Origin of the sequence: Nonomuraea ceibae (assembly GCF_019396325.1) — a bacterium.
Lineage (GTDB): Bacteria > Actinomycetota > Actinomycetes > Streptosporangiales > Streptosporangiaceae > Nonomuraea > Nonomuraea ceibae.
In genome coordinates, this window is the sequence record NZ_JAHKRO010000134.1 from 1 (window position 1) to 21921 (window position 21921).

Annotated in this window: 18 protein-coding genes; 14 read left to right on the forward strand and 4 right to left on the reverse strand. The window is 72.4% G+C overall.

Annotated features, from left to right (window positions below; genetic code table 11):
* The 9 genes from KME80_RS43235 to KME80_RS43275 all read left to right on the forward strand — a co-directional run.
* Positions 1–396, forward strand: a 396-nt coding sequence (locus KME80_RS43235) for a hypothetical protein (RefSeq protein WP_372455433.1), incomplete at its 5' end; no start/stop codon positions are given.
* Positions 397–622: 226 nt separating this feature from the next.
* Positions 623–991 carry a hypothetical protein gene (locus tag KME80_RS43240; protein ID WP_219517401.1) on the forward strand — a complete coding sequence of 123 codons (369 nt, stop codon included), beginning with the start codon at positions 623–625 and terminating at the stop codon, positions 989–991.
* Positions 988–2100, forward strand: a complete 1113-nt coding sequence (locus tag KME80_RS43245; protein ID WP_219517403.1) for a GNAT family N-acetyltransferase — start codon at positions 988–990, stop codon at positions 2098–2100. Before KME80_RS43240 ends, KME80_RS43245 begins: the two co-directional genes overlap by 4 nt.
* Positions 2101–2266: 166 nt before the next feature.
* Positions 2267–3100, forward strand: coding sequence for a glycosyltransferase family 2 protein (locus KME80_RS43250; protein WP_219517404.1), 834 nt, complete (start codon positions 2267–2269; stop codon positions 3098–3100).
* Positions 3101–3124: 24 nt separating this feature from the next.
* The gene (locus tag KME80_RS43255; protein ID WP_219517406.1) at positions 3125–4066 is read left to right on the forward strand and encodes a glycosyltransferase family 2 protein; all 942 of its coding nucleotides are present in this window, start codon (positions 3125–3127) and stop codon (positions 4064–4066) included.
* Positions 4063–4866 (forward strand): polysaccharide deacetylase family protein, encoded by an 804-nt coding sequence (locus KME80_RS43260; protein ID WP_219517408.1) that lies wholly within the window; start codon positions 4063–4065, stop codon positions 4864–4866. Before KME80_RS43255 ends, KME80_RS43260 begins: the two co-directional genes overlap by 4 nt.
* Positions 4859–6178 carry a lipopolysaccharide biosynthesis protein gene (locus tag KME80_RS43265; RefSeq protein ID WP_219517410.1) on the forward strand — a complete coding sequence of 440 codons (1320 nt, stop codon included), beginning with the start codon at positions 4859–4861 and terminating at the stop codon, positions 6176–6178. The genes KME80_RS43260 and KME80_RS43265 overlap by 8 nt, the downstream gene beginning before the upstream one ends.
* A 92-nt stretch (positions 6179–6270) precedes the next feature.
* The gene (locus KME80_RS43270) at positions 6271–9021 is read left to right on the forward strand and encodes a hypothetical protein (protein ID WP_219517412.1); all 2751 of its coding nucleotides are present in this window, start codon (positions 6271–6273) and stop codon (positions 9019–9021) included.
* A 138-nt stretch (positions 9022–9159) separates the two neighbouring features.
* Positions 9160–10284: a DUF418 domain-containing protein gene (locus KME80_RS43275; RefSeq protein WP_308126173.1), complete on the forward strand. Its 1125-nt coding sequence runs from the start codon at positions 9160–9162 to the stop codon at positions 10282–10284.
* On the opposite strand, the gene KME80_RS43280 is transcribed toward KME80_RS43275, so the two are convergent.
* The 3 genes from KME80_RS43280 to KME80_RS43290 all read right to left on the reverse strand — a co-directional run bounded on the left by KME80_RS43280 (position 10241) and on the right by KME80_RS43290 (position 13508).
* Positions 10241–11632, reverse strand: coding sequence for a GH39 family glycosyl hydrolase (locus KME80_RS43280; RefSeq protein WP_308126174.1), 1392 nt, complete (start codon positions 11630–11632; stop codon positions 10241–10243). The two genes, KME80_RS43275 and KME80_RS43280, sit on opposite strands and share 44 nt — an antisense overlap.
* 87 nt (positions 11633–11719) lie before the next feature.
* The gene (locus KME80_RS43285) at positions 11720–12469 is read right to left on the reverse strand and encodes an SDR family oxidoreductase (protein ID WP_219517415.1); all 750 of its coding nucleotides are present in this window, start codon (positions 12467–12469) and stop codon (positions 11720–11722) included.
* Between the two features lie 7 nt (positions 12470–12476).
* On the reverse strand, positions 12477–13508 hold the full coding sequence (locus KME80_RS43290; protein WP_219517416.1) for a phosphotransferase family protein: 1032 nt from the start codon (positions 13506–13508) through the stop codon (positions 12477–12479).
* 144 nt (positions 13509–13652) lie between these two features.
* Between KME80_RS43290 and KME80_RS43295 the strand changes: the two genes are divergently transcribed.
* Together KME80_RS43295 and KME80_RS43300 are read left to right on the forward strand one after the other, a co-directional pair.
* Positions 13653–14735 carry a GNAT family N-acetyltransferase gene (locus KME80_RS43295; protein ID WP_219517418.1) on the forward strand — a complete coding sequence of 361 codons (1083 nt, stop codon included), beginning with the start codon at positions 13653–13655 and terminating at the stop codon, positions 14733–14735.
* The gene (locus KME80_RS43300; protein ID WP_219517420.1) at positions 14732–15838 is read left to right on the forward strand and encodes a DegT/DnrJ/EryC1/StrS family aminotransferase; all 1107 of its coding nucleotides are present in this window, start codon (positions 14732–14734) and stop codon (positions 15836–15838) included. The genes KME80_RS43295 and KME80_RS43300 overlap by 4 nt, the downstream gene beginning before the upstream one ends.
* On the opposite strand, the gene pdxR is transcribed toward KME80_RS43300, so the two are convergent.
* Positions 15825–17204 (reverse strand): MocR-like pyridoxine biosynthesis transcription factor PdxR, encoded by a 1380-nt coding sequence (gene pdxR / locus KME80_RS43305; protein ID WP_219517421.1) that lies wholly within the window; start codon positions 17202–17204, stop codon positions 15825–15827. The two genes, KME80_RS43300 and pdxR, sit on opposite strands and share 14 nt — an antisense overlap.
* Positions 17205–17275: 71 nt before the next feature.
* Here pdxR and KME80_RS43310 point away from each other — a divergent pair, with 71 nt between their 5' ends.
* The 3 genes from KME80_RS43310 to KME80_RS43320 all read left to right on the forward strand — a co-directional run.
* Positions 17276–17914 carry a pyridoxamine 5'-phosphate oxidase family protein gene (locus tag KME80_RS43310; protein ID WP_219517422.1) on the forward strand — a complete coding sequence of 213 codons (639 nt, stop codon included), beginning with the start codon at positions 17276–17278 and terminating at the stop codon, positions 17912–17914.
* An 86-nt stretch (positions 17915–18000) separates the two neighbouring features.
* Positions 18001–20340 (forward strand): serine/threonine-protein kinase, encoded by a 2340-nt coding sequence (locus KME80_RS43315; protein ID WP_219517423.1) that lies wholly within the window; start codon positions 18001–18003, stop codon positions 20338–20340.
* A gap of 113 nt (positions 20341–20453) precedes the next feature.
* Positions 20454–21921: serine/threonine-protein kinase (locus KME80_RS43320; RefSeq protein ID WP_219517424.1), on the forward strand; the 1468-nt coding region annotated here is incomplete at its 3' end.

A 21921-nucleotide genomic window follows, 5' to 3' on the forward strand; every position in this document is an offset into this window, starting at 1 on the left:
CCGCCGCCCCCCCCCCCCCCCACCCGCCGGCGGGCCGCCCGCCCCGCCCGGATCGCCGCCGCCTGCCCGGCGGCGATCCAGGGCGCGGCGCGGGTCACGCTGCGCGCCCGCAACGCCGCCGTCACCTGGGCATCCACCACGACGGACGGCCTGACCCTGAAGCCGGCGAGCGGGACGATCAAGGCGGGCGCGTCGGCGGCCGTGTGGGTCACCGTGGACGACCCCGGCCTGCCCGGCAGCGGCACGGTGACGTTCACCTCCAACGGCGGCGCCGCGCGCTGCGCGCTCAGCTGGGAAGGTCAGCCCGAACCGCCGTCCGACCCGCCGGAGGAGGAGCCCACCCCGTCGCCGGAGCCGTCCAGCACACCGGAGGCGACCCTCGCCACCGTTATGTGAGAAAGCCCCGATTTCCCGGGTCAAGCCGATGTTGCTGTGACAAATAAGGCATCCTGGTGTGCTTGGGGAGCACGTCGGGGACCCGGGGCTCGTTGGCAGTGTGTTGAACTTCACATGGGCGCTGGTAAACCTGACTGTGCCGCCAAGCGTCGGCGTTGACGCGTACGCGCACGGATTGATCCCATGAAATTGGCGATCACGTCAGGAACCGGGAGAGAAACAGCAGATGCTCAAGCACCGCAGAGCGCTCACATGGCTGCTCGCGCTGGCCTGCATCGCGGGGGCGGTGATCGCGCTCTTCGACATCGACACTCCCCTGCGCCCGCTCCTGATCTCCATGTTCCTTCTGCTCGTGCCCGGCGCCGCGGTGGTCGGGCTGTTGCGTGATCGTGACCCTCTGGCGGCACTATCGGTAGGGGCCGCCGCGAGCCTCGTGCTCAACGTGCTGCTCGCCCAGGCCATGCTGCTCTTCGACGCGTGGTCGCCTCGGGCCGGGGTGGCGACGATCGCCGTGCTCGGCGGGTTCATGTACGTGCTTCGCGTGCTCTACCGGGGGAAGAACATGCAAACCGAACAGGGGGCCAGCCAAAGGTGAAGATCAACGTCGTTCGCCCCGGAGAGCTGGGACCACCGGAGCGGGCCCGCTGGCGCGAACTTCAGAAGGCCGACCCCAGCCTGGACAACCCCTTCCTCTCCGTCGAGTTCGCCGTCGCCATGGACCGCCTGCGCGACTACGTGCGCGTCGCCGTCCTCCAGGACGGTGACCGGATCGCCGGGTTCTTCCCCTACGAGAGGCACAGCTTCGGCATCGGCAAGCCGCTCGGCGGCTTCCTCACCACGTGCCACGGCCTGATCGCGGAGCCCGGCCTGAAGGCAGACGCGCGGGCGCTGCTGCGGGCCTGCAAGCTCACCGTCTTCGACTTCGACCACCTGGTGGCCGGGCAGCCGACGTTCGCCCCGTACGAGAGCGACGTCCGGCCCGCCCCCGTCATGGACTTCACCGCCGGCTTCGACGCCTGGATCGAGCAGGTCAGGGCCAACTCGCCGAAGAACCTGAAGACCGTCCGCTACAAGGAGCGCAAGCTCGGCAGGGAGCAGGGCGAGCTCCGGTTCGAGTGGGCCTCGCCCGACCCCGAGGCGCTGCGCACGCTGCTGGCCTGGAAGTCCGACCAGTATCAGCGCACCGGCCGGGTCGATCGGTTCGCCCAGCCCTGGATCGTCGAGCTGACCGACCTCATGCACGCCGAGCGGTCCGCTGACTTCTCCGGCGTGCTGACCATGCTCTACTCGGGCGACGTGCCCGTGGCCGGCCACTTCGGCCTGCGCACGGCCACCACGCTCGTGGGCTGGTTCCCCGCCTACGACACCGCCTACGCGCGCTACTCCCCCGGAATCGTGCACCACCTCCAGATGGCCGAGGCGGCCGCGGCCAGCGGTCTGCACATGGTCGACATGGGCAAAGGCGGCAAGGAGTACAAGGACTGGCTCAAGAGCGGGACCCTGTACGTCGCCGAAGGCCGGGTCTCCCGCCCCTCCCCGGCCGCCGCCGTGCACTGGATGGGGCGGACCCCGTTCAACAAGGCCCGAACAATTGTCCTGGACCGACCGTCTCTCTATAAGGCAGCCGACCGCGTCCTCAAGGGATTCGGCCGGATGCGCAGATCGATCCAGCACGACGTCAAGGAACCGACCGGAGCACGCTGACCCGAGCACTCAAGACCCCCCGGCACAAGGCAGCAGCAGCAGATCCCAGCACAACCCTCACTTGGACCCACTGATGCATCGTTCGCCCCAGCAGCCACTCCCGCAGCACCCGGGAGAAACTGTCACCGCGTTGCGCCAGGCGGGTCCCGGAAGGATTAACCTCGCCATGAGTCCCGAGTCCGTCAAGTCCAACGGCAAGGCGCAGATCACGCCTTTGCGATCGATGCCGCCTATCGAACGCTTCACTCCCGTCACACCACATCTGGCCATCTCACCGACGGTGAGTGTCGTGGTGCCGGCGATGAACGAGGCGGAGAACCTGCCCCACGTGTTCGCCACCCTGCCGCAGTGGATCGACGAGATCGTGCTCGTCGACGGCAACTCCGTCGACGACACCGTCGCGGTGGCCCGCCGCCTGCGGCCCAATGTGAAGATCGTAACGCAGACCGGCAAGGGCAAGGGCGACGCCCTGGCCGCCGGGTTCGCCGCGTGCACCGGCGACATCATCGTGATGATCGACGCCGACGGCTCCACCGACGGCCACGAGATCATCCAGTTCGTCGGCGCGCTGGTGACGGGCGCCGACTTCGTCAAGGGCTCGCGCTACGCCGCCGGCGGCGGCAGCGACGACCTCACCTTCAACCGCCGCCTCGGCAACAAGATCCTCACCGGGATCGTCAACCGGATGTACGGCACCTCCTACACCGACCTGTGCTACGGCTACAACGCCTTCTGGGCCAGGCACCTCGACGTGCTCGACCTCGACTGCGACGGCTTCGAGGTGGAGACGCTGATGAACATCCGCGCCGCCAAGGCCGGGCTCAAGGTGCACGAGGTGCCCAGCCACGAGCGCAACCGCATCCACGGCGAGAGCAACCTGCACGTCGTACGCGACGGGTTGCGGGTGCTCAGGACCATCCTGAGCGAATGGCGCCGCCAGCCCGCCCCGCCCCGCCCCGAACCCGCCAGGAAGCCCGCCGCCGACCGGGGCGTCGCGTAAGCCTGAGCGCCTGAAGGATTCGTCGTGAACACGTCTGTCGTCATCTGCGTCTACACCGAGGACCGCTGGGAGGACATCAGGCAGGCCGTCGAGTCGGTGGAGCAGCAGAGCCGCCGCCCACACGAGCTGATCCTGGTCGTCGATCACAATCCGGACCTGCACCTCAAGCTCAAGCGCGCCTATCCCGACGCGATCGTCGTGGAGAACACGCACGAGCAGGGGCTGTCCGGCGGCAAGAACACCGGGGTGGCCACGGCCACCGGTGACATCGTCGCGTTCCTCGACGACGACGCGGTCGCCGATCCCGGGTGGCTGGAGGCTTTGGAGGAGGGCTTCCAGGATCCCGGAGTCGTCGGCGTGGGCGGTCGCACCGAACCCATCTGGGCGTCCCAGCGCAGGCCGCGCTGGTTCCCGCAGGAGTTCGACTGGACGGTCGGCTGCACGTACCGCGGCATGCCCGCGGTACGGGCGCCGATCCGCAATGTCATGGGAGGAAACGCGGCCTTCCTGCGCACGGTGGTGTCCGAGGTGGGCGGGTTCCACAGCGGCATCGGGCGCCGCGTACAGGGCCGCAAGTCGCGCCCCCTGGGGTGCGAGGAGACCGAGTTCTGCATCCGCCTGAGCCAGCGCCGGCCCGGCTCGATCATGCTGTACGAGCCGAAGGCGCTCATCGGGCACAAGGTGTCCAGGCAACGGGAGCGGTTCGCCTATTTCCGCTCCCGCTGCTACGCCGAAGGGCTGTCGAAGGCCCTGGTCACGCAGGAGGTCGGCACCCAGGACGGGCTGTCCAGCGAACGGGCGCACGCGCTCAGGACGCTGCCGCTCGGCGCGCTGCGCGGCCTCGGCGAGGCCGTCAAGGGCGACCCTGGCGGCCTCGGCAGGGCCGGCGCCATCGTCGTCGGCCTCGCCTGGACGGCCTGGGGATACCTGGTGGGCTCGGTACGGCTGAAGGCGGTGCGGTCATGATCCGGGTGCCGATCCTGATGTACCACTCGGTCAACGACCGGCCCAACGACGAGACCCGGCCGCACTCCGTACGCCCCGGCGACCTGGACGAGCAGCTCGCCTACCTGTCGGAGGCCGGGTTCACCCCGCTCACGCTGGGCGACCTCGTCGCCTCGCTGAACAAGAACAACGGGCGCTCGCTGCCCGCCAAGCCCGTCGTGCTCACCTTCGACGACGGCTACGCCGACTTCCACAGCCGCGCGCTGCCGCTGCTCGACAAGTACGGCCACCCCGCCACGGTCTTCCTGACCAGCGGCTGGGTGGCCGACGCCGGTGACGACGCGGCGGGCCGGCCGCTGGACGACATGCTCACCTGGGGCCAGGCCCGCGAGGCCGCGCAGAGCGGCATCGAGATCGGCGGCCACAGCCACAGCCACCCGCAGCTCGACCAGCTCCCCACCGAACAGCTCCGCCAGGAGCTCCGGCGCAACAAGGGCCTGCTGGAGGACACGCTCGGCACGCCCGTGGCCACCATGGCCTACCCCTACGGCTACTCCAGCGCCCGCGTCCGCCGGGAGGTGCGCAAGGCCGGCTACTTCGCCGCCTGCGCCGTCGGCAACACGATCGCCGCCGACCGGCACGACATGCTCGCCATCCCCCGGCTGACCGTCGCCAGGCACACCACGATCGGCATGTTCAAGCGGGCGGTCGCAGGCACCGGCGTGCCCCTGATCTACCTGCGCGAACGCATCCTGACCAAGGGCTACGCGGTGGTCAGGCGCACCCGCTACGGGCTGCGACGGGTCCGCGGCAATGTCTAGCCTCTGGCGGAGGCTGCTGCGCGACCTCCGCAACCCCCTGTTCAGGAACGGCTACGCGCTGATGGCCAACACGGGCATCACCGCGGTGCTCGGCGCGGGCTACTGGCTGCTGGCTGCGCACTACTTCTCCGAGGAGGAGTTCGGCCGCGGCCAGGCGGTGATCACGCTGATGCGGCTGTTCGCGTCGCTGACCGCGCTCGGCCTGGTGGGCGCGTTCGCGCGCTTCCTGCCGGTGGCGGGCCGCCGCACGCCCGAGCTCATCCTGCGCGGGTACGGGATCGCCGCCGCCACCGGTGGCGCGGCCGCCGTCGGCTTCCTGCTGACGCTGCCGCTGTGGGGCGAGACGTACTCGGTGCTCGCCGGGTTCGGCCCCGGGCTGTTCTTCCTCGCGGCCGTCGTGGTGTGGGCGGTCTTCACCCTCCAGGACGTGGTGCTGACCGGGCTGCGCAACGCCACCTGGGTGCCGTTCAACAACCTCGTCTTCGGCCTGGTCAAGATGGGGCTGCTGGTCACCCTGGCGGGGGCGCTGCCCGACGGCGGCATCTTCGTCTCGTGGATCGTGCCCACCGCGATCGCGCTGATCCCGATCAACTGGCTGATCTTCGGCGTGGTGGTGCCCCGGCACGTCCGGCAGACCGCCGGCGTGCACCGCGAGGCGCCGAGGCTGCGCGAGGTCGGGCGGTTCCTGGCGGGCGACTTCCCCGGCACGCTGTCGGTGCTGGCGATCGTCTACCTGGTGCCCGTGGTCGTCGCCACGCAGGTCGGCGAGGCCGTGTTCGGGCGCTTCTCGATGGCGCACACGCTCGGCTGCATGATCGAGCTGCTGGCCATGAACATGGCCGTGTCGCTGACCGTCGAGGGCTCGTTCGACCGGTCCAGGCTCGCGGCCAACTGCCGCAACGCGTTGCGGCGTGCGCTGACCATCATCGTGCCGATCATCGTGGTGGCCGTCGTGGCGGCGCCGCTCATCCTCCAGGTCTTCGGGGCCAAGTTCGCCGACGAGGGCACGCTGCTGCTGCGGCTGATGGCGCTGGCGGTGCTGCCCCGGGTGCTGATCGAGGTCTATCTGAGCGCGCTGCGCGCCCAGAGCGAGGCGCGCAAGCTCGCCGCCGTGCAGATCGGGCTGGCGGGGCTGGTGCTGGCGTCCATCCTGGCGCTGTTCCCGTTCGCGGGCGTCAACGCGGTGGGGTACGGGATGCTGCTCAGCCAGACGGTGGTCGCACTTTTGATCTTCGGAAAGCTACGTAAAATTCTCAAATACGACGAAATACGACACGCGAGCGTCGCTCACGGGTCGCCCGGGGCTCCATGATGGTCAACGTGAGGCAACGGGACGGCGATGGCATGACAGCGGGGACCACCGGCTCTTCCGGTGTGCGGGGGGACACGGGAGAGGAGCAGGAGGTGCCTTTCGATCCGGAGGCGACGGGGGTCATCCCGCGCCTTGACCCCGCCTCCCTGCAGGCGGCCCCGGACGCGAAGACCGACACGCCCCCGGCCCCCTCCCCGGACGCCGACTCGGGCGCGGACTCGGAGGCGGACCCGGACGCGGTGGGCGACGACGCGGTGAAGACCACCGCCGCCTTCCGCATCCCCACCACGCCGAGCACCCTGCGCATAGGCGGCCCCCCGGCCACGCCGCCGTCGGAGACCGACACGCTCCCCTCCCTCCCGGTGCCCCAGCCCACGAAGGAAGAGGCCGACGACACCAAGCCCGAGGAGACCGCCACCTCCGGAGAGGCCGACGCCTCTGAAGAGGTCGGGACCGCTGAGGAGCCCGCCGCCGCCGTGGAGGCCGACGCCGCCGAGGGGTCCGATGCCGCCGTGGAGGGCGCCGTCTCTGAGCAGGTCGACGTCGCCACGGAGGTCGGGGCCCCCGAGGAGGTGGATGTCGGGGAGACGGCTCCGTTCGAGCGGGTGGTCGCCGAGCCCGTGGAGGCCGCCACCGCCGTGCAGGCGGTCGCGCCCGGGCCGGTCCGTCAGGCCGCGCCCCCGCCGAGGGCGTCGCGGCTGGCGGCCCTGGTGGCCGGCGCGCCGAAGTGGCTGCCGGTCGTGCTGGTGCTCGAAGGTCTCCTCATGTACGTGCTGGCCCTCAAGGTCAGCCCGGGGCCGCTGCGCGGCGTCGACCCGGCGGACATCAACGGCCTGGGCCTCATCTCGGCGTTGCCGGTCAGCGCGTTCGCGGCGATCCTGATCATGATCGTGTCGTTCTTCGTCACGGTGGCGCAGAGCACCGACCGCAAGTTCCTGTTGCTCTTCCAGATCGCGGCGATCACGTTCGCGTTGCACGGGGCCGGGGCGCTGGTGGCCGAGGAGCCACGCTTCCCGACCGCGTACATCCATGCCGGTTTCGTGGACTTCATCGCGAGAACCGGCGACACGGCGATCAGCATCGACGGCCGGATGGGCTGGCCGGGCTTCTTCGCGTTGTTCGCGTTCGTGACGAAGACGGCGGGGATCACCGATCTGTCGCCCATCCTCAACTGGACGCCGCTGCTGTCGAACCTGCTCTACCTGCTGCCGTTCGTGCTGATCCTGCGCCAGGTGGTGGCGACGACGCGGGCGCGCTGGTTCGCGGCGCTGCTGTTCGTGCTCGTGCAGTGGATCGGGCAGGACTACTTCTCGCCCCAGGGCTTCACGTTCGCGCTCTATCTGGTGTTCGTGGCGATCCTGCTGCGCTGGTTCGGGCGGGTGGAGCCGCGGACGAAGCCGGTGCCGGCCAAGGGGCTGCGCAGGCTGCTGGGGCGGCTGGACGCGATGACGCCGGGCGAGCTCGCCAACACCGGCATGTTCCGCGCGGACAAGCTGCTGATGCTCATGCTGATGGTGGCGCTGTTCGCGGCGGCGACGGCGTCGCACCAGATCACGCCGTTCATGATGCTGGGCGTGCTGACCGCGTTCCTGCTGTTCAAGCGGACGACGCTGACGTGGGCGCTGCCGTTCGGGCTCGGGCTGGTGGTGCTGGCGTGGATCAGCTACCAGACGGTGGGCTTCTGGGCCGGGCAGATCGACGCGATCTTCGGCGGCCTGGGCGACATCGTGTCCAACCTGCAGCGCAACACGGGCGACCGGATCGAGGGCAGCGACGAGCTGCACGCGATGGTGCTGCAGGCGCGGCTGGGCATCCTGGTGGTGATCCTGGCGCTGGCGGCGGTGGGCCTGCTGCGGCGGCTGCGGCGCGGGGTGTTCGACCGGGCGGCGCTGATCCTGCTCTGCGTGCCGGTGCTGGCGCTGGCGCTGCAGAGCTACGGCGGCGAGATCGGGCTGCGCATCTACATGTTCGCGCTGCCGGGGGCGTGTCTGCTGGCGGCGTACGCGTTCTTCCCGAACCTGCCGGCCGACAGCGCCGACGTGCGCGAGGAGACCGTCCCCGTGCGCAGGCTGAACGTGAGGTTCAACCCGGAGCTGACGAAGAAGGTGTCGCTGGTCCTGGCGGCCTGCTTCGCGGTGATGTTCTCGATGGCGTTCCTGGTGGCGCGCTACGGCAACGAGAAGTTCGAGCGGGTGACCTCGGGCGAGGTCGCGGCGATGCACTACGTGTACGAGCACGACAAGCCGAGCGCGCGGGTGGTCTACCTGGTGCCGAAGGAGGGGCCGGAGGTCACGCCGACGCTGCCGTGGGGCGAGCGCGACATCGAGCTGGTCAACTTCGCCGGCCAGGCGCTGGTGCACAAGGACCCGGCCAACATCAAGGACGTGGTCGACCGGCTGCGGCCGGGGCCGGAGAGCCCGCGTAACACGTATCTGGTGGTCAGCAAGGGCCAGGTCAGCTATCTGCAGCTCAACGACGGCTTCCCGGCCGACTGGGGGGAGCGGTTCCGGGCGGCGCTGGACGCCTCGCCGGATCTGAAGCGGGTCTACGCGAACGAGGACGCCGCCCTCTACACGTGGGGCAAGTTCGTCCGGGGCACGGAGATCCCGGAGCCTCGGCCGTGGCAGGGCCGCGGGGAGCCGACCTCGCCGTGGACCCCGATCGGGGTCGGGGCGCTGGCGGTGAGCTGGGCGGCGCTGTTCGGCTACGAGGTGATCCGGCTGAACGGCGCGCGGCGGGCTCCGCGGGCGCGCAGGTGGCTGCTGTGGGTGGCGGTGCCGACGTTCGTGGTGGCGGTGGGCGTGGTCGTCGAACGCTTCATTTACATCGCAGGAATCAACTGAATTCACAGGAAACTCGTAGGTTGTGCGCGATGATGTCCCCTGATGGTTTTTCAGGGGACATTTCGCATCAATCAGGGAACGTCACGGATCGCGGCGATTGACGCCCTGCGGGGTTTCGCCCTGCTGGGCATCCTCGTGGTGAACATCGCCTTCCTGGCCTCGGGTTACCGGATGGCCGGGCTGGCGGAGCCGGGCTTCGACGGCGCCGCCGACTGGGCGGTGCGGTGGGGCGTCACGCTGCTCGTGGAGAACAAGTTCTACCTGCTGTTCTCGTTCCTGTTCGGCTACAGCCTGACCCTGCAGATCGGGTCGGCGGCCGGGCGGGGGCTGGCGTTCACGCCGATGTTCCTGCGGCGGCTGGCGGGGCTGTTCCTGATCGGCGCGGCGCACGCGGTGTTGTTGTTCCCCGGCGACATCCTGACGACGTACGCGGTGGTGGGGGTGGCGCTGCTCCTGCTGCGCCGGATCCGGATCAGGACGGCGCTGGCCCTGTCGGCGGCGCTGACCGGCCTGCTCGCGCTGGGCTTCCTGGCGCTGGCGTGGCTGGCCGCGCACGGGGTGGACCTGCCGGGCGTCGCCGAGCACCCGCCCGCCCAGGCGTCGGAGGTCGACCGGTCGCTGTCGGGGTCGGCGGCCCAGATCGTCGGCGAGCACCTGCGCGAGCTGTCGGTGATCGTCGTCCGGCGGGTGCTCTTCCAGGCGCCTGCCGTGCTGGCCGCCTGCCTGCTCGGCCTGGCGGCCGGCCGGGCGGGCCTGCTGGCCGGCTCCGGGCCGCGCACGGCGACGCTGCGGCGCGTGCAGTGGATCGGGTTCCCGGTGGGCCTGGCGGGCGCGCTGGTGGCCGCGATGTCGGTCTGGGACGGCCCGGTGCACCGCTTCGCCGGCGAGGCCGCCACGCTGCTCACCGCTCCCCTGCTGGCCGCCGCCTACGGGGCCACGCTGCTGCGGCTGCTGCCCCTGCTGCCGCGCCTGGGCCGCGCGCTGGCCTGGGCCGGGCGCATGGCGCTGACCAACTACCTGGCGCAGTCGCTGGTGTGCTCGCTGATCTTCACCGGGTACGGGCTCGCCCTGGTCGACCGGGTGGGCCCGCCGCTCCAGGTGGCGATCGCCGCCGCCGTCTTCGCCGCGCAGGTCGTCGTCAGCCGCCGGTGGCTGCGGGCGCACCGCTACGGCCCGGCGGAGTGGCTGCTGCGCCGGCTCACGTACGGCGGCGCCGGGGTCAGGTCCCGCCCCGGCCGCTCCACTGGATCTCGTACGGTTTGAGCGTCACCTGCCTGCCGTCGACCGTGGCGGTCACGTCGGCGTCGGAGGTGTTGACCATGACGAGCTGGCGCGGCTGGGCCAGCACCCTGACACGCGGGTCGGAGCTCGGCACCTGCTGCAGCTCGACCCCGGCGGGGAACCACCGGGTGAACCCGCTCAGCAGCCCGGCCATCGGCATCTCCTGGCCGCGCCCGGGGGTCCACAGGCAGCCGGGGCACTCGGCGCCGCCCTTGGCCTGCGGGTTCCAGTAGAGGGCCGTGGTGGCGCCGCTCCTGGCGAACTCCATCATCGCGGTGGCCTGCACGGCGGTGCGCCGCTCCTCGCTCCAGCCGGAGTCCTCCGGCTCGACGTACCACTCGGCCCACCACACGGGCAGGTTGCCGCTCTTCTGCCGCAGCCACTGGGTGATCGCGCCGAACTTGCCGGTGGCGCCGAAGTCGTCGGGGATGTTGCCGCCGTCGGTCGTCATCGTGCCGCCGTCGACGACGATGAAGTCGGCGCCCTTCTTGTGCTCGATCCAGTACTCGATGGCGTCGAGCGCGCGCTGGTCCACCACGCCGTAGGGGCCCGACAGCTCGGAGACGCCGCGCGCGGTGGTCTCGATCGGCACGTACGGGCCGCCGACCTGGATCTCGCTGTCGACCTTCTTCAGCGCGTCGTAGACCTTGTTGTAGAGCTCGGTGTAGCCCTCGGCGTCCCACCGGTTGGTGGTGGTGTTCCAGAAGCCTTTGAACTCGTTCCACACCAGGTAGTGCTTGACCGTCGGGTACTGCTTGGCGACCCGGGCGGCGAGCTTGGCGAAGTCGTCGAAGTGCTCCGGGTCGGGCGCGACGGTGTGGTTCTTGCTCCAGTCGGTGCGGCCGGGCTGCCCGCCCTTCATCCAGTCGGGGGCGCAGCACAGCGTGATGACGGGGATGGCCTGGGAGTCGGCCATGAGCTTGAGCCGCCGGTCGAGGTCGCGGAAGTTGTACTGGCCGGGGCTGGGCTCGGGGTTGTTGGCGCCCCAGCCCATGATGTGCTGGTTCTGCAGCATCGGGACGCGGCCGAGCATGTGCTTGGCCTGCTCCTGCACCCGGGCGTTGTCGTTGTCGGCGCTGTACTGGGTGTGGGTGACGCCCCAGCGGGGCCAGTCGGGCACGACGGGCGGCGGGTCGAGGGAGGGCGCGGGCGAGGTGGGCGCCGGCTGGGCGATCTCGCCGTTGAACTGGACGGCCGGGTCGCCGCCCGACGAGCGGGAGCCCGCGTACACCATGATCCCGGCGACGAGCAGGACGGCGAGGACCCCGGCTCCTACGGCGATCGGCCACGGGGACCGCCTGCGGGCATGTCGGCCGTCCGTCGGAATCACGGAATCCACCTCTCACGCAACGTTCCAAAAGGCCGAGCGCTCCGGCCCGGCCTTTTTACACCGTATCCGCCCGCCTGCGTGGACGAATCAGGACGATGGTGGCCGCTGCCCGGTCGCGGGTCCAGGAACTCCGGCATAACGGTACGACACCGGTTCCCTGCCGGGCTGCACGACGAGGAGCGTGCCGGGCTCCTCGGCGTAGAAGGCGGACTCCACGGCGGCGGCCACGTCGTCGGCGGTGAGCAGCGGGAATCCGGCGTTGACGAACATCTCCTTGGCGCCGGCGACGAGCGGGGTGTCGGTGAAGCCGGGGCAGACGGCGCCGATCCTGATGCCGTCCCTGGCCAGCGGCCCGGCCAGCGCCCTGACGAGGCCGACGACGGCGTGCTTGGTCATGGTGTAGACGGGGTCGCCGTCGAAGCCGACGAGCCCGGCCAGCGAGGCGGTGACCACGATGGCGCCGCCGCCTGAGCGCCTGAGCAGCGGCACGGCGGCCACCGCGCCGAAGACGACGCCGTCGACGTTCACGCCGACGATCCTGCGGTAGCGCGCCAGGTCGAAGGCGGCCAGGTCGGGGCCGCCCGCGACGCCGGCGTTGAGGTGGACCAGGTCGAGCCGGCCGTAGGTGCGCTCGGCCAGCTCGACGGCGTCGTGCGAGGCCTGCTCGGTGCTGACGTCGGCGGCCAGCCAGACGCCGCCGACCTCCTTGGCCAGCCGCTCCGCGCCCTCGCCGTCGAGGTCGACGAGGACGCACTTGGCGCCGCCCGCCGCCAGCGTGCGGGCCACCGAGGCCCCGATGCCGCTCGCGGCTCCGGTGATCAGTGCAACTGTGCTCATGGCTCTCCTATGCGGGTTGGTCGAGCATGCGGTGCGCGCGGGCGATCAGGGTGGGCACGGCTGCGCCGATCCGGTCGAAGCCCTCCCCCACGGTCTTGCCCTGGCGGAAGCGAGCGTGGATGCCTTCCACGATGACGGCGAGCTTGAAGCTGCCGAAGGCCACGTAGAACCCGAGATCTGCAATGTCGCGACCTGAGGCTTCGGCGTAGTGGGCGGCGAACTCGGCGGCGTTCAGGAACCCCGGCGCCGTCGTGACGTCGCCCGCCACCGGGATGCCCGCCCGCTCCTCGTCCCCGGCCTCGTGCCAGTAGGTCAGCGTCAGTCCCAGGTCGGCCAGCGGGTCGCCGAGCGTGGACATCTCCCAGTCCACCACGCCCAGGATCTCCGGCTCGGGGCCGAGCCGTACCAGCGTGTTGTCCAGCCGGTAGTCGCCGTGCACGAGGGTGCCGGCGGAGCGCGCCGGCAGCCGCTCGCGCAGCCGGGCCACCAGCCGGTCGAACTCGGGCCGGTCGGCGGTCCTCGACCGCTCCCACTGCTGGCACCAGCGGTCGAGCTGCCGGGGCAGGTAGCCGTCGGGCCGGCCGAAGTCCGCCAGGCCCGCCTCCCGGTAGTCCACGGCGTGGATGGCGGCCAGCACCTCGGCCAGCCGTCCGGCCAGCCGCCTGGTCCCGGCCGGGTCCGTGTCCCCGAGCTCGTCCCGGCCGCGCACCGCCGCGCCGTCCACGTACCCCATCAGGTAGAACGGCGCCCCGACGACGTCCTCGTCGGCGCAGAACGCGACCGGCTCGGGCACCGGGACCGGGGTCGGGGCGAGCGCGGAGATGACCCGCCACTCGCGGCGCATGTCGTGGGCGGTGGGCAGCACGTGGCCGAGCGGCGGCCGGCGCAGCACCACGCGGCGCTCCCGGGTCTCGACGAGGTAGGTCAGGTTCGACCGCCCGCCGGAGATCAGCGAGACGGACAGGGGTTCGCCGGCGTCGGGCACGTTCCTGCCCATCCACGCGAACAGCCGGGGCCGGTCAATCCCAGGTACGGTCATGGACAACTATTAGAACGTCACTCGGTGCCGAACGCCACACATGAGAGTTGCGTAACGTTACGGACCCGTGCCTGCGAGCACGACCCCCATCCCGTAGCCTGGGAGAACATGTCTGCCACCGAGGCATGTCCACAGTAGGAGCCCATGCACGTCACGATCGTTCGCCCCGATGAGCTGGGAGCAACCGAGGTCAGCCGCTGGCGCACCCTCCAGGAAGCCGACGCCGCCTTCGACAATCCCTTCCTGTCGCCCGAGTTCACGATCACGGTCGGCGCGCTGCGTGACCGGGTCCGGGTCGCGGTGATCCACGACGGGCCCGACATCGTGGGATTCTTCCCGTTCGAGCGGCACCCGCTGGGCATCGGCAAGCCGGTGGCCGCCGGCCTGACCGACGCCCAGGGCATGATCCACGCCAAGGACTGCCTGATCCCCGCCCAGTGGCTGCTGGCGCAGTGCGGGCTGTCGGTCTACGAGTTCGACCATCTCGTCGCCGGCCAGCCGCTGCTCGGCAGGCGTCACGAGTCCTACCCGTCGCCGGTGATCTGCCTGCGCGACGGGTTCGACGCCTACACCGCCTACCTGCGCGCCCACTCCGGCAAGACGTACAAGTCCACGCTGGCCAAGACGCGCAAGCTGGGGCGCGACATCGGCGAGGTGCGCCACGACTACGCCATCGCCGACGTGGAGCCGCTGCGCACGCTGCTCGCCTGGAAGACCGACCAGTACCGGCGCACCGGCCGCACCGACAGGTTCGCCCACCAGTGGATCGTCGAGCTGGTCGAGCGGCTGCTGGCCACCCGCACCGAGAGCTTCGCCGGCGTCCTCGACATGGTCTACGTCGACGGCGAGCCGATGGCCGGCCACTTCGGCATCCGCACCCGCACCACGCTGGCCGGCTGGTTCCCGGCCTACGACCCGCGCTTCGCCAAATACTCCCCCGGCCTCATCCACCACCTGGCGATGGCCGAGAAGGCCGCCGAGACCGGCATCCAGACGATCGACATGGGCCGGGGCGACAAGGAGTACAAGGACAAGCTGAAGACCGGCGAGCTGTCCGTCTGCGAGGGCCGCGTCGCCCGGGCGGTCCCGGCGGCCGGCGTCCACTGGATGCTGCGCGTGCCCGCCCGCAAGGCCCGCGCCACCGTGCTGGCCAACCCGGTGCTGCTCAGGACCGCTGACAAGGCGCTCAAGACCTACGGGCGGCTGCGCGCCACGCTTCCCGGATGAGGCCGATCGCCGAGCGCACCGGCCGCCACTGCCTGCTGCTCCCCTCCAACCGGCTCGGCCTCTACCTGGCGTTACGCCACTGGTGCGAGCCCGGCCAGCGGCTGCTCATGTCGCCGATCTCGGCCGACGAGATCCTCTTCCTCGTGCTGGCGGCCGGGCTGCGCCCGGTGATCGCGCCGCTCTCGCCGCGCGACGGCAACATCGACGCCGCCCGGGTCGACCTCTCCCGCGTCGACGCGGTCCTGACCACCAACCTGTACGGGCTGCCCGACCAGGTGGCGGCGTTCACCGGCAAGATCCTGGTGGAGGACGTGGCCCACGCGATGGAGACCGACGTCGGCGGCCGGCCGCTCGGCACGTTCGGGCAGGCGGGCGTGTTCAGCCTGTCCAAGCATCCCGGCGCGGGCTCGGGCGGCGTGTTGGCCGTCGAGGACGCCGCCGACCTCAAGGCCCTGGAGCGCGCCCGCGACCGGCTGCTGGAGCCCGGCTCCTTCCGGGCGGAGCTGTTCGCGGTGGCCACCTCGATGGCCAGGCAGGCGGCGCTCCGGCTCGACCTGGTGCGCCCGGCGCTGTGGCTGATGCGGGCGCTCGGGCTGCAGGAGGAGCGCGAGGGTTACCGCATCCGGCTGGAGGCCGAGGCGCTGGCCCGGGCGCTGCCGCAGGCGCCGTCGCTGCCGCCGTTCGACCCGTGGGTGCGCGCCGACCTGCACGACTACCGTGCCGCGCGAGGGCCGCTGGCGCGCTGGTACCAGCGCAGGCGGCTGGCGGCGGTGCCGCGCGAGCGGGCCAGGCGGCTGGCCGGCGTCGAGCTGCTGGCCGCGCTCCCCTCGGCCGCCCCGGCCGTGCGCGACGACCCGGGCCGGCCGCTGTTCCGCGTGCCGCTGCTGGTGCGCGACCGCGACGCGGCGATCGCCGCGCTGGAGCGGCGCGGCGTGGCCACCGGCTACCTGTACGACCCGCCCTACGACGACTACGCCGGGCCGTTCACCGAGCCCTCGCCCGACCCGGGGCCGGCCCGCCGGTGGGCGCGGCACGTGCTGCCGGTCGACCCGGTCCACGCCGCCCGCGCGCTGCCGGTGGTCGCCGGGCTCACACCCGCCTGATCAGGTCCGCGACGATCCGGCAGCCCCGCCTGACGTCGGGCAGCGACGCCGACCCGTACCCGATCACCAGGCCGTGCAGGCGTTCGGCGCCGTGGTGGTGGCGGGCGACGGTGTCGAGCAGGACGCCGCGCTCGGCGGCCCGCGCCACGATCTCCGGGGCGGCGCCGGGCGGCAGCTCGGCCAGCACGTGCAGCCCGGCCGTGTCGCCGCGCAGCCGGCAGGCCGCGCCGAGGACCTCCACCACGACGGCGCGGCGGCGCGCGTACTCCAGGCGCATCCGGCGCAGGTGCCGGTCGAGGTCGCCGCGTTCGAGCAGCGTGGCCACCGCGTGCTGGACGGGGCCGCTGGTGCGGTCGGCGATGGCGCGCCGGGCCCGGGCGATCCGGTCGACGGTCTCGGGCGCGGCCACCAGCCAGCCGACGCCGATGTCGGGAGCCAGCGACTTCGACAGCGTGCCGAGCAGCACCACCCGGGACGGGTCCAGCCCGTACAGGGCGGGCAGCGGGGCCACGTCGTAGCGGAACTCGGCGTCGTAGTCGTCCTCCACGACGGTCGCGCCGGTCCGCGCGGCCCACGAAAGCAGCCGCTCCCGGCGCGGGATCGGCAGCCGGCCGCCGAGCGGGAACTGGTGTGCCGGGGTGGTGTAGAGGACGCGCAGGCCGTCGGGCAGCCCGTCGACGATCACCCCGTCCTCGTCCACCGGGCACGGCACGATCTCCGCGCCCCGGGCGGCGAACACGGCCCGCGCGGTGCGATAGCCGGGGTCCTCGACGCCCGCCCTGGTGCCGGGGCCGAGCAGGGCCAGCGCGCACAGGTCGAGCCCGTTGCCGGTGCCCCGGGTGACCAGGATGTTCTCCGGGCCGACGGCCACCGCCCTGGTGCGGCGCAGGTGGGCGGCCAGCAGCTCCCTCAGGTGCGGCAGCCCGTACGGGTCGGGGTAGTCGCCGGGCGGCAGCTCGGCGGCCCGCCGCCAGGCGCGCTTCCAGGCGGCCCGGTCGTAGTCGCGCACCCACGGGTGGCCGGGCGTGAGGTTGATCGTGCGCTCGTCGGGCTCGACGGCGGGCGGCGGCGGTGGCGCGGGCGGCGCGGGGACGGCGCGGCGCGGCGTCTCCAGCGAGGCGACGAACGTGCCCGAGCCGTGGCGGCCCTCCAGCCAGCCCTCGGCGTAGAGCTGCTGGTACGCCTCCGTCACCACAGTGCGGCTCACGTCGAGCTGCGCCGCCAGCCCGCGTGAGGACGGCAGCCGCTCGCCCGGCGCGAGCGCCCCCGACAGCATGGCGTCACGCAGCCAGGCCGCGAGCTGCGCCGTGAGCGGCACGGCGGCGTCCCTGGACAGCGATACGGGCAGGTCAACGAGGGTACGCACGCAAGTGGTCTCCGGGAAGCGGCAAACAGTGGCTCTACAGGATAAGTCCACTTTCCCGCTAGCTTCGGAGCATGCTCTCCACCACCCCGCGCACCCGGCTCGGCCGGGAGAAGCATCGCGGCAGCGACGACCGCGCCGACCTGTACGAGGTGCTCGACACCGGACTCGTGTGCCACCTGGGCGTGGTCGTGGACGGCCACCCGATGGTGATCCCCACCGGCTACGGGCGCGTCGGCGACACCCTCTACCTGCACGGCTCCACCGGTGCCCGGTCGCTGCGCGCGGGCGAGGGCAGCGAGGTGTGCGTCACGGTCACCCACCTCGACGGCATCGTGCTGGCCCGCTCGTCCTTCAACCACTCGGTCAACTACCGCTCCGCCGTGATCTACGGCCGGGCCAGGCTGGTGACCGACGAGGACGAGCGGCTGCTCGGACTGCGCGCCCTGACCGAGCAGCTCGCCCCCGGCCAGTGGGACTACACGCGGCAGCCGACGCGCAAGGAGCTGGCCGCCACCGCCGTGCTCGCGCTGTCGCTGGAGGAGGCGTCGGTCAAGATGCGCCGGGGCGCCCCCTCGGACGAGGAGGAGGACTACGCGCTGCCCGTCTGGGCCGGGGTGCTGCCGCTCGTGACGACGTGGGGCGAGCCGGTGCCCGACCCGGCTCTTCCAGAGGGAATCGACATACCTGTTCACATCAGCGGCAGAAGGTAGTTCCATAAATCAGGACCGATCCGGCAAACCAATCGCCTCGATCGTGCGTCACAATCAGGTGGGCCGCCTCTGATGGGAGAGGCAACATGGGCTGGGAAGCTCCTGGTTATACGGAAGTCAGGCAACTCGGCACCGGCGCCGCCGGCCGGGTCGTCCTCGCCGTGCACGACGACACGGGCATTCACGTCGCCGTCAAGTACCTGTCCGACCGCTGGCGGCGCGACCCGGTGGCGCTCGCCCGCTTCCGGGCCGAGGCCCGCACGCTGACCACGCTGCGCCACCCGAACATCGCCACCCTGTGGGAGTACATCCAGGACCCGCAGGGCGCCGCCATCGTCATGGAGCTGGTCAACGGCGTGTCGCTGCGCGCCCTGCTGCGCGAGCACGGCGCCACCGGGCCGGAGGCGGCACTGGTCGTCCTCAAGGGCTCGCTCCTCGGCCTGGCCAGGGCGCACGAGACGGGGCTCGTGCACCGCGACTACAAGCCGGAGAACGTCATCGTCCGCGACGACGGCGTCAGCAAGCTCGTCGACTTCGGCATCGCCGTCCGGGAGGGGACGCTCTCCCGCCCCGAGGGCACGCCGCCGTACATGGCGCCGGAGCTGTGGGCCGGGGAGCCGTCCTCGGCGGCGACCGACGTGTACGCGGCCACGGCGGTGTTCTTCGAGTGCCTGACCGGGCAGCGGCCCTACCGGTCCACCGAGCCCGTCGTGCTCGGCTACCAGCACGTGCACGCGCCCATCCCGGTCCAGGACGCGCCCGAGCCGGTGCGCGGGCTCGTCGAGCGCGGGCTGGCCAAGGACCCCGCCGCCCGGCCTGCCGGCGCCGAGGCGTTCGTGGCCGAGCTGGAGGCCGTCGCGGCGGCGGCTTACGGCGACGACTGGGAGGAGCGCGGCAGGCGGCGGCTGGCGGCGCTGGTGCTGCTGCTCGCCGTGCTCATGCCCGAGCCGCCGCCCGCCGAGCCGCAGGTGTCGACCACTCTGGCCCGCACCACCTTCCGCGGCGTGCGCGGGCACGTCACCAAGACCGCGATGGGCGCGACGCTGGCCGCCCTGGTCGCCGTGTCGGCCGCGCTGGTGATCGCCAACCGGGACCGGGCGACGCCGTTCGAGCCGGTCGCCGCCGCGCCGCCCACGGAGTCCGGCGTCCCCGTCGCGCTCCCGCCCACGCCGAGCACCACGCCCCAGCTCGTGCCCGAGGACACCGCCGACCCCGAGGACACCGGGGCCCCTGAGGACACCGGGGACCCGCCCGGCGGCACCGACTCCGGCCCGCCGCCCACCGCCACCCCGCCGTTCACGGCCACCGCCGGGCCGAGCGCCACCCGTACCGCCGGACCGAGCGCCACCCGCACGTCCCGCCCGACCCCGACGCGCACGGCGACGCCCACGGCCACGGCCACGCGGACGGCCACCCCCACCCCGACCCGCACCCCGACCCGCACCGTCACCCCGACCGCGTCGCCCGTGACCTCGGTGTCGCGGCTCGGGGTGGGGCGGCTCGCCGTGGACGGCGCGACGGCCGCCGGGACGTTCACGCTCGCCGCCACCGGCGCCGCCCCCGTCACCGTCGAGGCCACCTGGCGGGCCGGCGGCCGGATCGTGCACGTCGAACGCCTGGGGCTGCGCGGCGACACCGCCTACACGCGCACGCTGCGCCACACCTTCCCCGAGCGGCCGTGCGGCCAGGACGTCACGCTCACCGTCGCGTCCACCCCGGCCGCCCCCGGCGGCGCCCGGTCGGCCACGGTCAGCGTGCCGCCCTGCCCCACCGAGGTCACCGCGTTACGGGCGACGCTCCGCATGGACGGCGCCACCGCCCGCGCCCGCCTCCTCATGACCACCAGCGGCACCGCCGAGGTGCCCGTCTCCGCCGCCTTCGCGGTCGACGGCGACCAGGTGGCCGACCGCTCGGCGACCCTGTCGGGGCGGACCTCGTACACCCGCGACCTCACCTACGCCTTCCGCGCCCGCCCGTGCGGCTCCACCGTCTCGGTGCTCGTGCGCGCCGGCGGCCGGACGGCGTCCGCCCGCGCGCGCGTGACCTGCCCGCCGGAGGTGAAGAGCGTCTCGATCATACGGAGCGCCTACGGCGACGGCACGGCCACGGCCACGGTCGCCGTGGGCACCGGGAACGCCAGGCCGGTCCGACTGACCGTGACGTTCCAGCTCGGCGGCAGGGTCGCCGGGAGCCAGGTGCTGGAGCTGGCCGGCGACACGTCGTACGTCAGGACCGTGCGGCAGGCGTTCGGGCAGGTGCCCTGCGGGACGGCCTGGCAGGTGCGCGCCTCCACCGAGCCCGGGGCGGGCAGCGGCACGGCGGTGGACGGCGGCCGGACCCCGGCGTGTGAGCCGGAGGAGCCGACGGAGGAACCCACGGAGCAGCCCACCGAGGAGCCGACGGAGGGGCCGGGAACCATCGGCTGACCTGCATGTACCCTCATGTACGGATATCTGGTGACGTGGTGAGGTGCCGGGCCGTTAAGCTACGCCTCGTCTGTTAAGGGTGGGGGCCCAGAAGACTCCAGAGGAGAACCGTTATGTACGGTGATGGGCAGTGGGGGGTCCCCGGCTACACCGAGGTTCGCGAACTCGGCAGCGGCGCCGCCGGCCGCGTGGTCCTGGCAAGACGCGACCGCGACGACGCCGAGGTCGCCATCAAGTACCTCTCCGACGAGCTGCGGTCCGACGTGAGCTTCGTCGCCCGCTTCCGTCACGAGGCCAGGCTGCTCGGCACGCTGCGCAGCCCGCACAACGCCCGCCTGATCGACTACGTCGAGACCGGGCGGGGCGCGGCCATCGTCATGGAGCTCGTCGACGGCGTGTCGCTGCGGCAGCTGCTCAGGTCGGAGGGCCCGACCGGGCCGGAGGCCGCGCTGACCGTGCTCAAGGGCTCGCTCCAGGGCCTGGCCGCCGCGCACGCCATCGGCGTCGTGCACCGCGACTACAAGCCCGAGAACGTCATCGTCCAGGGCGACGGCGACACCAAGCTCGTCGACTTCGGCATCGCGGTCATGGCCGGCGAGGGCGCGAGCGCCGCCGGCACCCCGCCGTACATGGCGCCCGAGCAGTGGTCCGGGCTGCCCGCCTCGCCCGCCACCGACGTGTACGCCGCCACGGTGGTGTTCTTCGAATGCCTCACCGGCGCAAGGCCGTTCCGCGCCTCGAACGTCGCCGCCCTCGCCCACCAGCACCAGGCCGCCGCCCCGCCCGTCGAGGAGGTCCCGGCCGCGCTGCGCGAACTGGTCGAGCGCGGCCTGGCCAAGCGGGCGGAGGCGCGTCCCGCCTCCGCCGAGGCGTTCCTGGCCGAGCTGGAGGCCGTCGCGGCGGGCGCGTACGGCGACGACTGGGAGGAACGCGGCAGGCGGCGGCTCTCGGCGCTGGCGGGGCTGCTGCTCCTGCTGTTCCCGTCCGCGCCCGACGCGCCCGTGGAGGTGCACACCACGCTCGCCCGGACCCGGTTCGGCAGGCCGGGCAAGGTGATGACCAAGCTCACCGGCAAGATCGCCATCGGCGCGGTCTGCACCGGGGCGGTGATCACCGCCGCGCTCGTCCTCACCAACGCCCTCGACGGCGACCGCACCCTGACCGCCCAGAGCACCGAGGTCACCCCGTCGCCCTCGGCCCCGGCCGAGCCCGCCACCTCGGAGCCGCCGTTCTCCGAACCGCCGTTCTCCGAACCGCCCGCCTCCGAACCGCCGGCCTCGGAGCCGCCCGCCACCGAGCTCCCGGACACCGGCCCGCCCGTCGCCCCCACGACCGTCCCCACGACCGCCACTGCAGCGCCACCGCCGGACCCGGCCCCCACGACCGCCGCCCCCACCAAGACGGCCAAGCCGGCCACCGCCGCCCCCACGGCCACCAAGACCCGCTCCCCCAAGCCCACGAAGACCGCCGACCCGCAGCTCACCGGCAGGGCCCACGCTCACAACGGCACCGCCGGGCCGCTCCCCAAGCCGACCCCCACCCCCACCGCCACCCAGGCGACCACCCGGCCGCCCCGCCCCA

Coding starts and splice junctions, on each gene's coding strand:
- KME80_RS43240 (WP_219517401.1), top strand. CDS start 623: ATGCTCAAGCACCGCAGAGCGCTCACATGGCTGCTCGCGCTGGCCTGC.
- KME80_RS43250 (WP_219517404.1), top strand. CDS start 2,267: ATGAGTCCCGAGTCCGTCAAGTCCAACGGCAAGGCGCAGATCACGCCT.
- KME80_RS43260 (WP_219517408.1), top strand. CDS start 4,063: ATGATCCGGGTGCCGATCCTGATGTACCACTCGGTCAACGACCGGCCC.
- KME80_RS43265 (WP_219517410.1), top strand. CDS start 4,859: ATGTCTAGCCTCTGGCGGAGGCTGCTGCGCGACCTCCGCAACCCCCTG.
- KME80_RS43285 (WP_219517415.1), bottom strand. CDS start 12,469: ATGAGCACAGTTGCACTGATCACCGGAGCCGCGAGCGGCATCGGGGCC.
- KME80_RS43290 (WP_219517416.1), bottom strand. CDS start 13,508: ATGACCGTACCTGGGATTGACCGGCCCCGGCTGTTCGCGTGGATGGGC.
- KME80_RS43295 (WP_219517418.1), top strand. CDS start 13,653: ATGCACGTCACGATCGTTCGCCCCGATGAGCTGGGAGCAACCGAGGTC.
- KME80_RS43300 (WP_219517420.1), top strand. CDS start 14,732: ATGAGGCCGATCGCCGAGCGCACCGGCCGCCACTGCCTGCTGCTCCCC.
- KME80_RS43310 (WP_219517422.1), top strand. CDS start 17,276: ATGCTCTCCACCACCCCGCGCACCCGGCTCGGCCGGGAGAAGCATCGC.
- KME80_RS43315 (WP_219517423.1), top strand. CDS start 18,001: ATGGGCTGGGAAGCTCCTGGTTATACGGAAGTCAGGCAACTCGGCACC.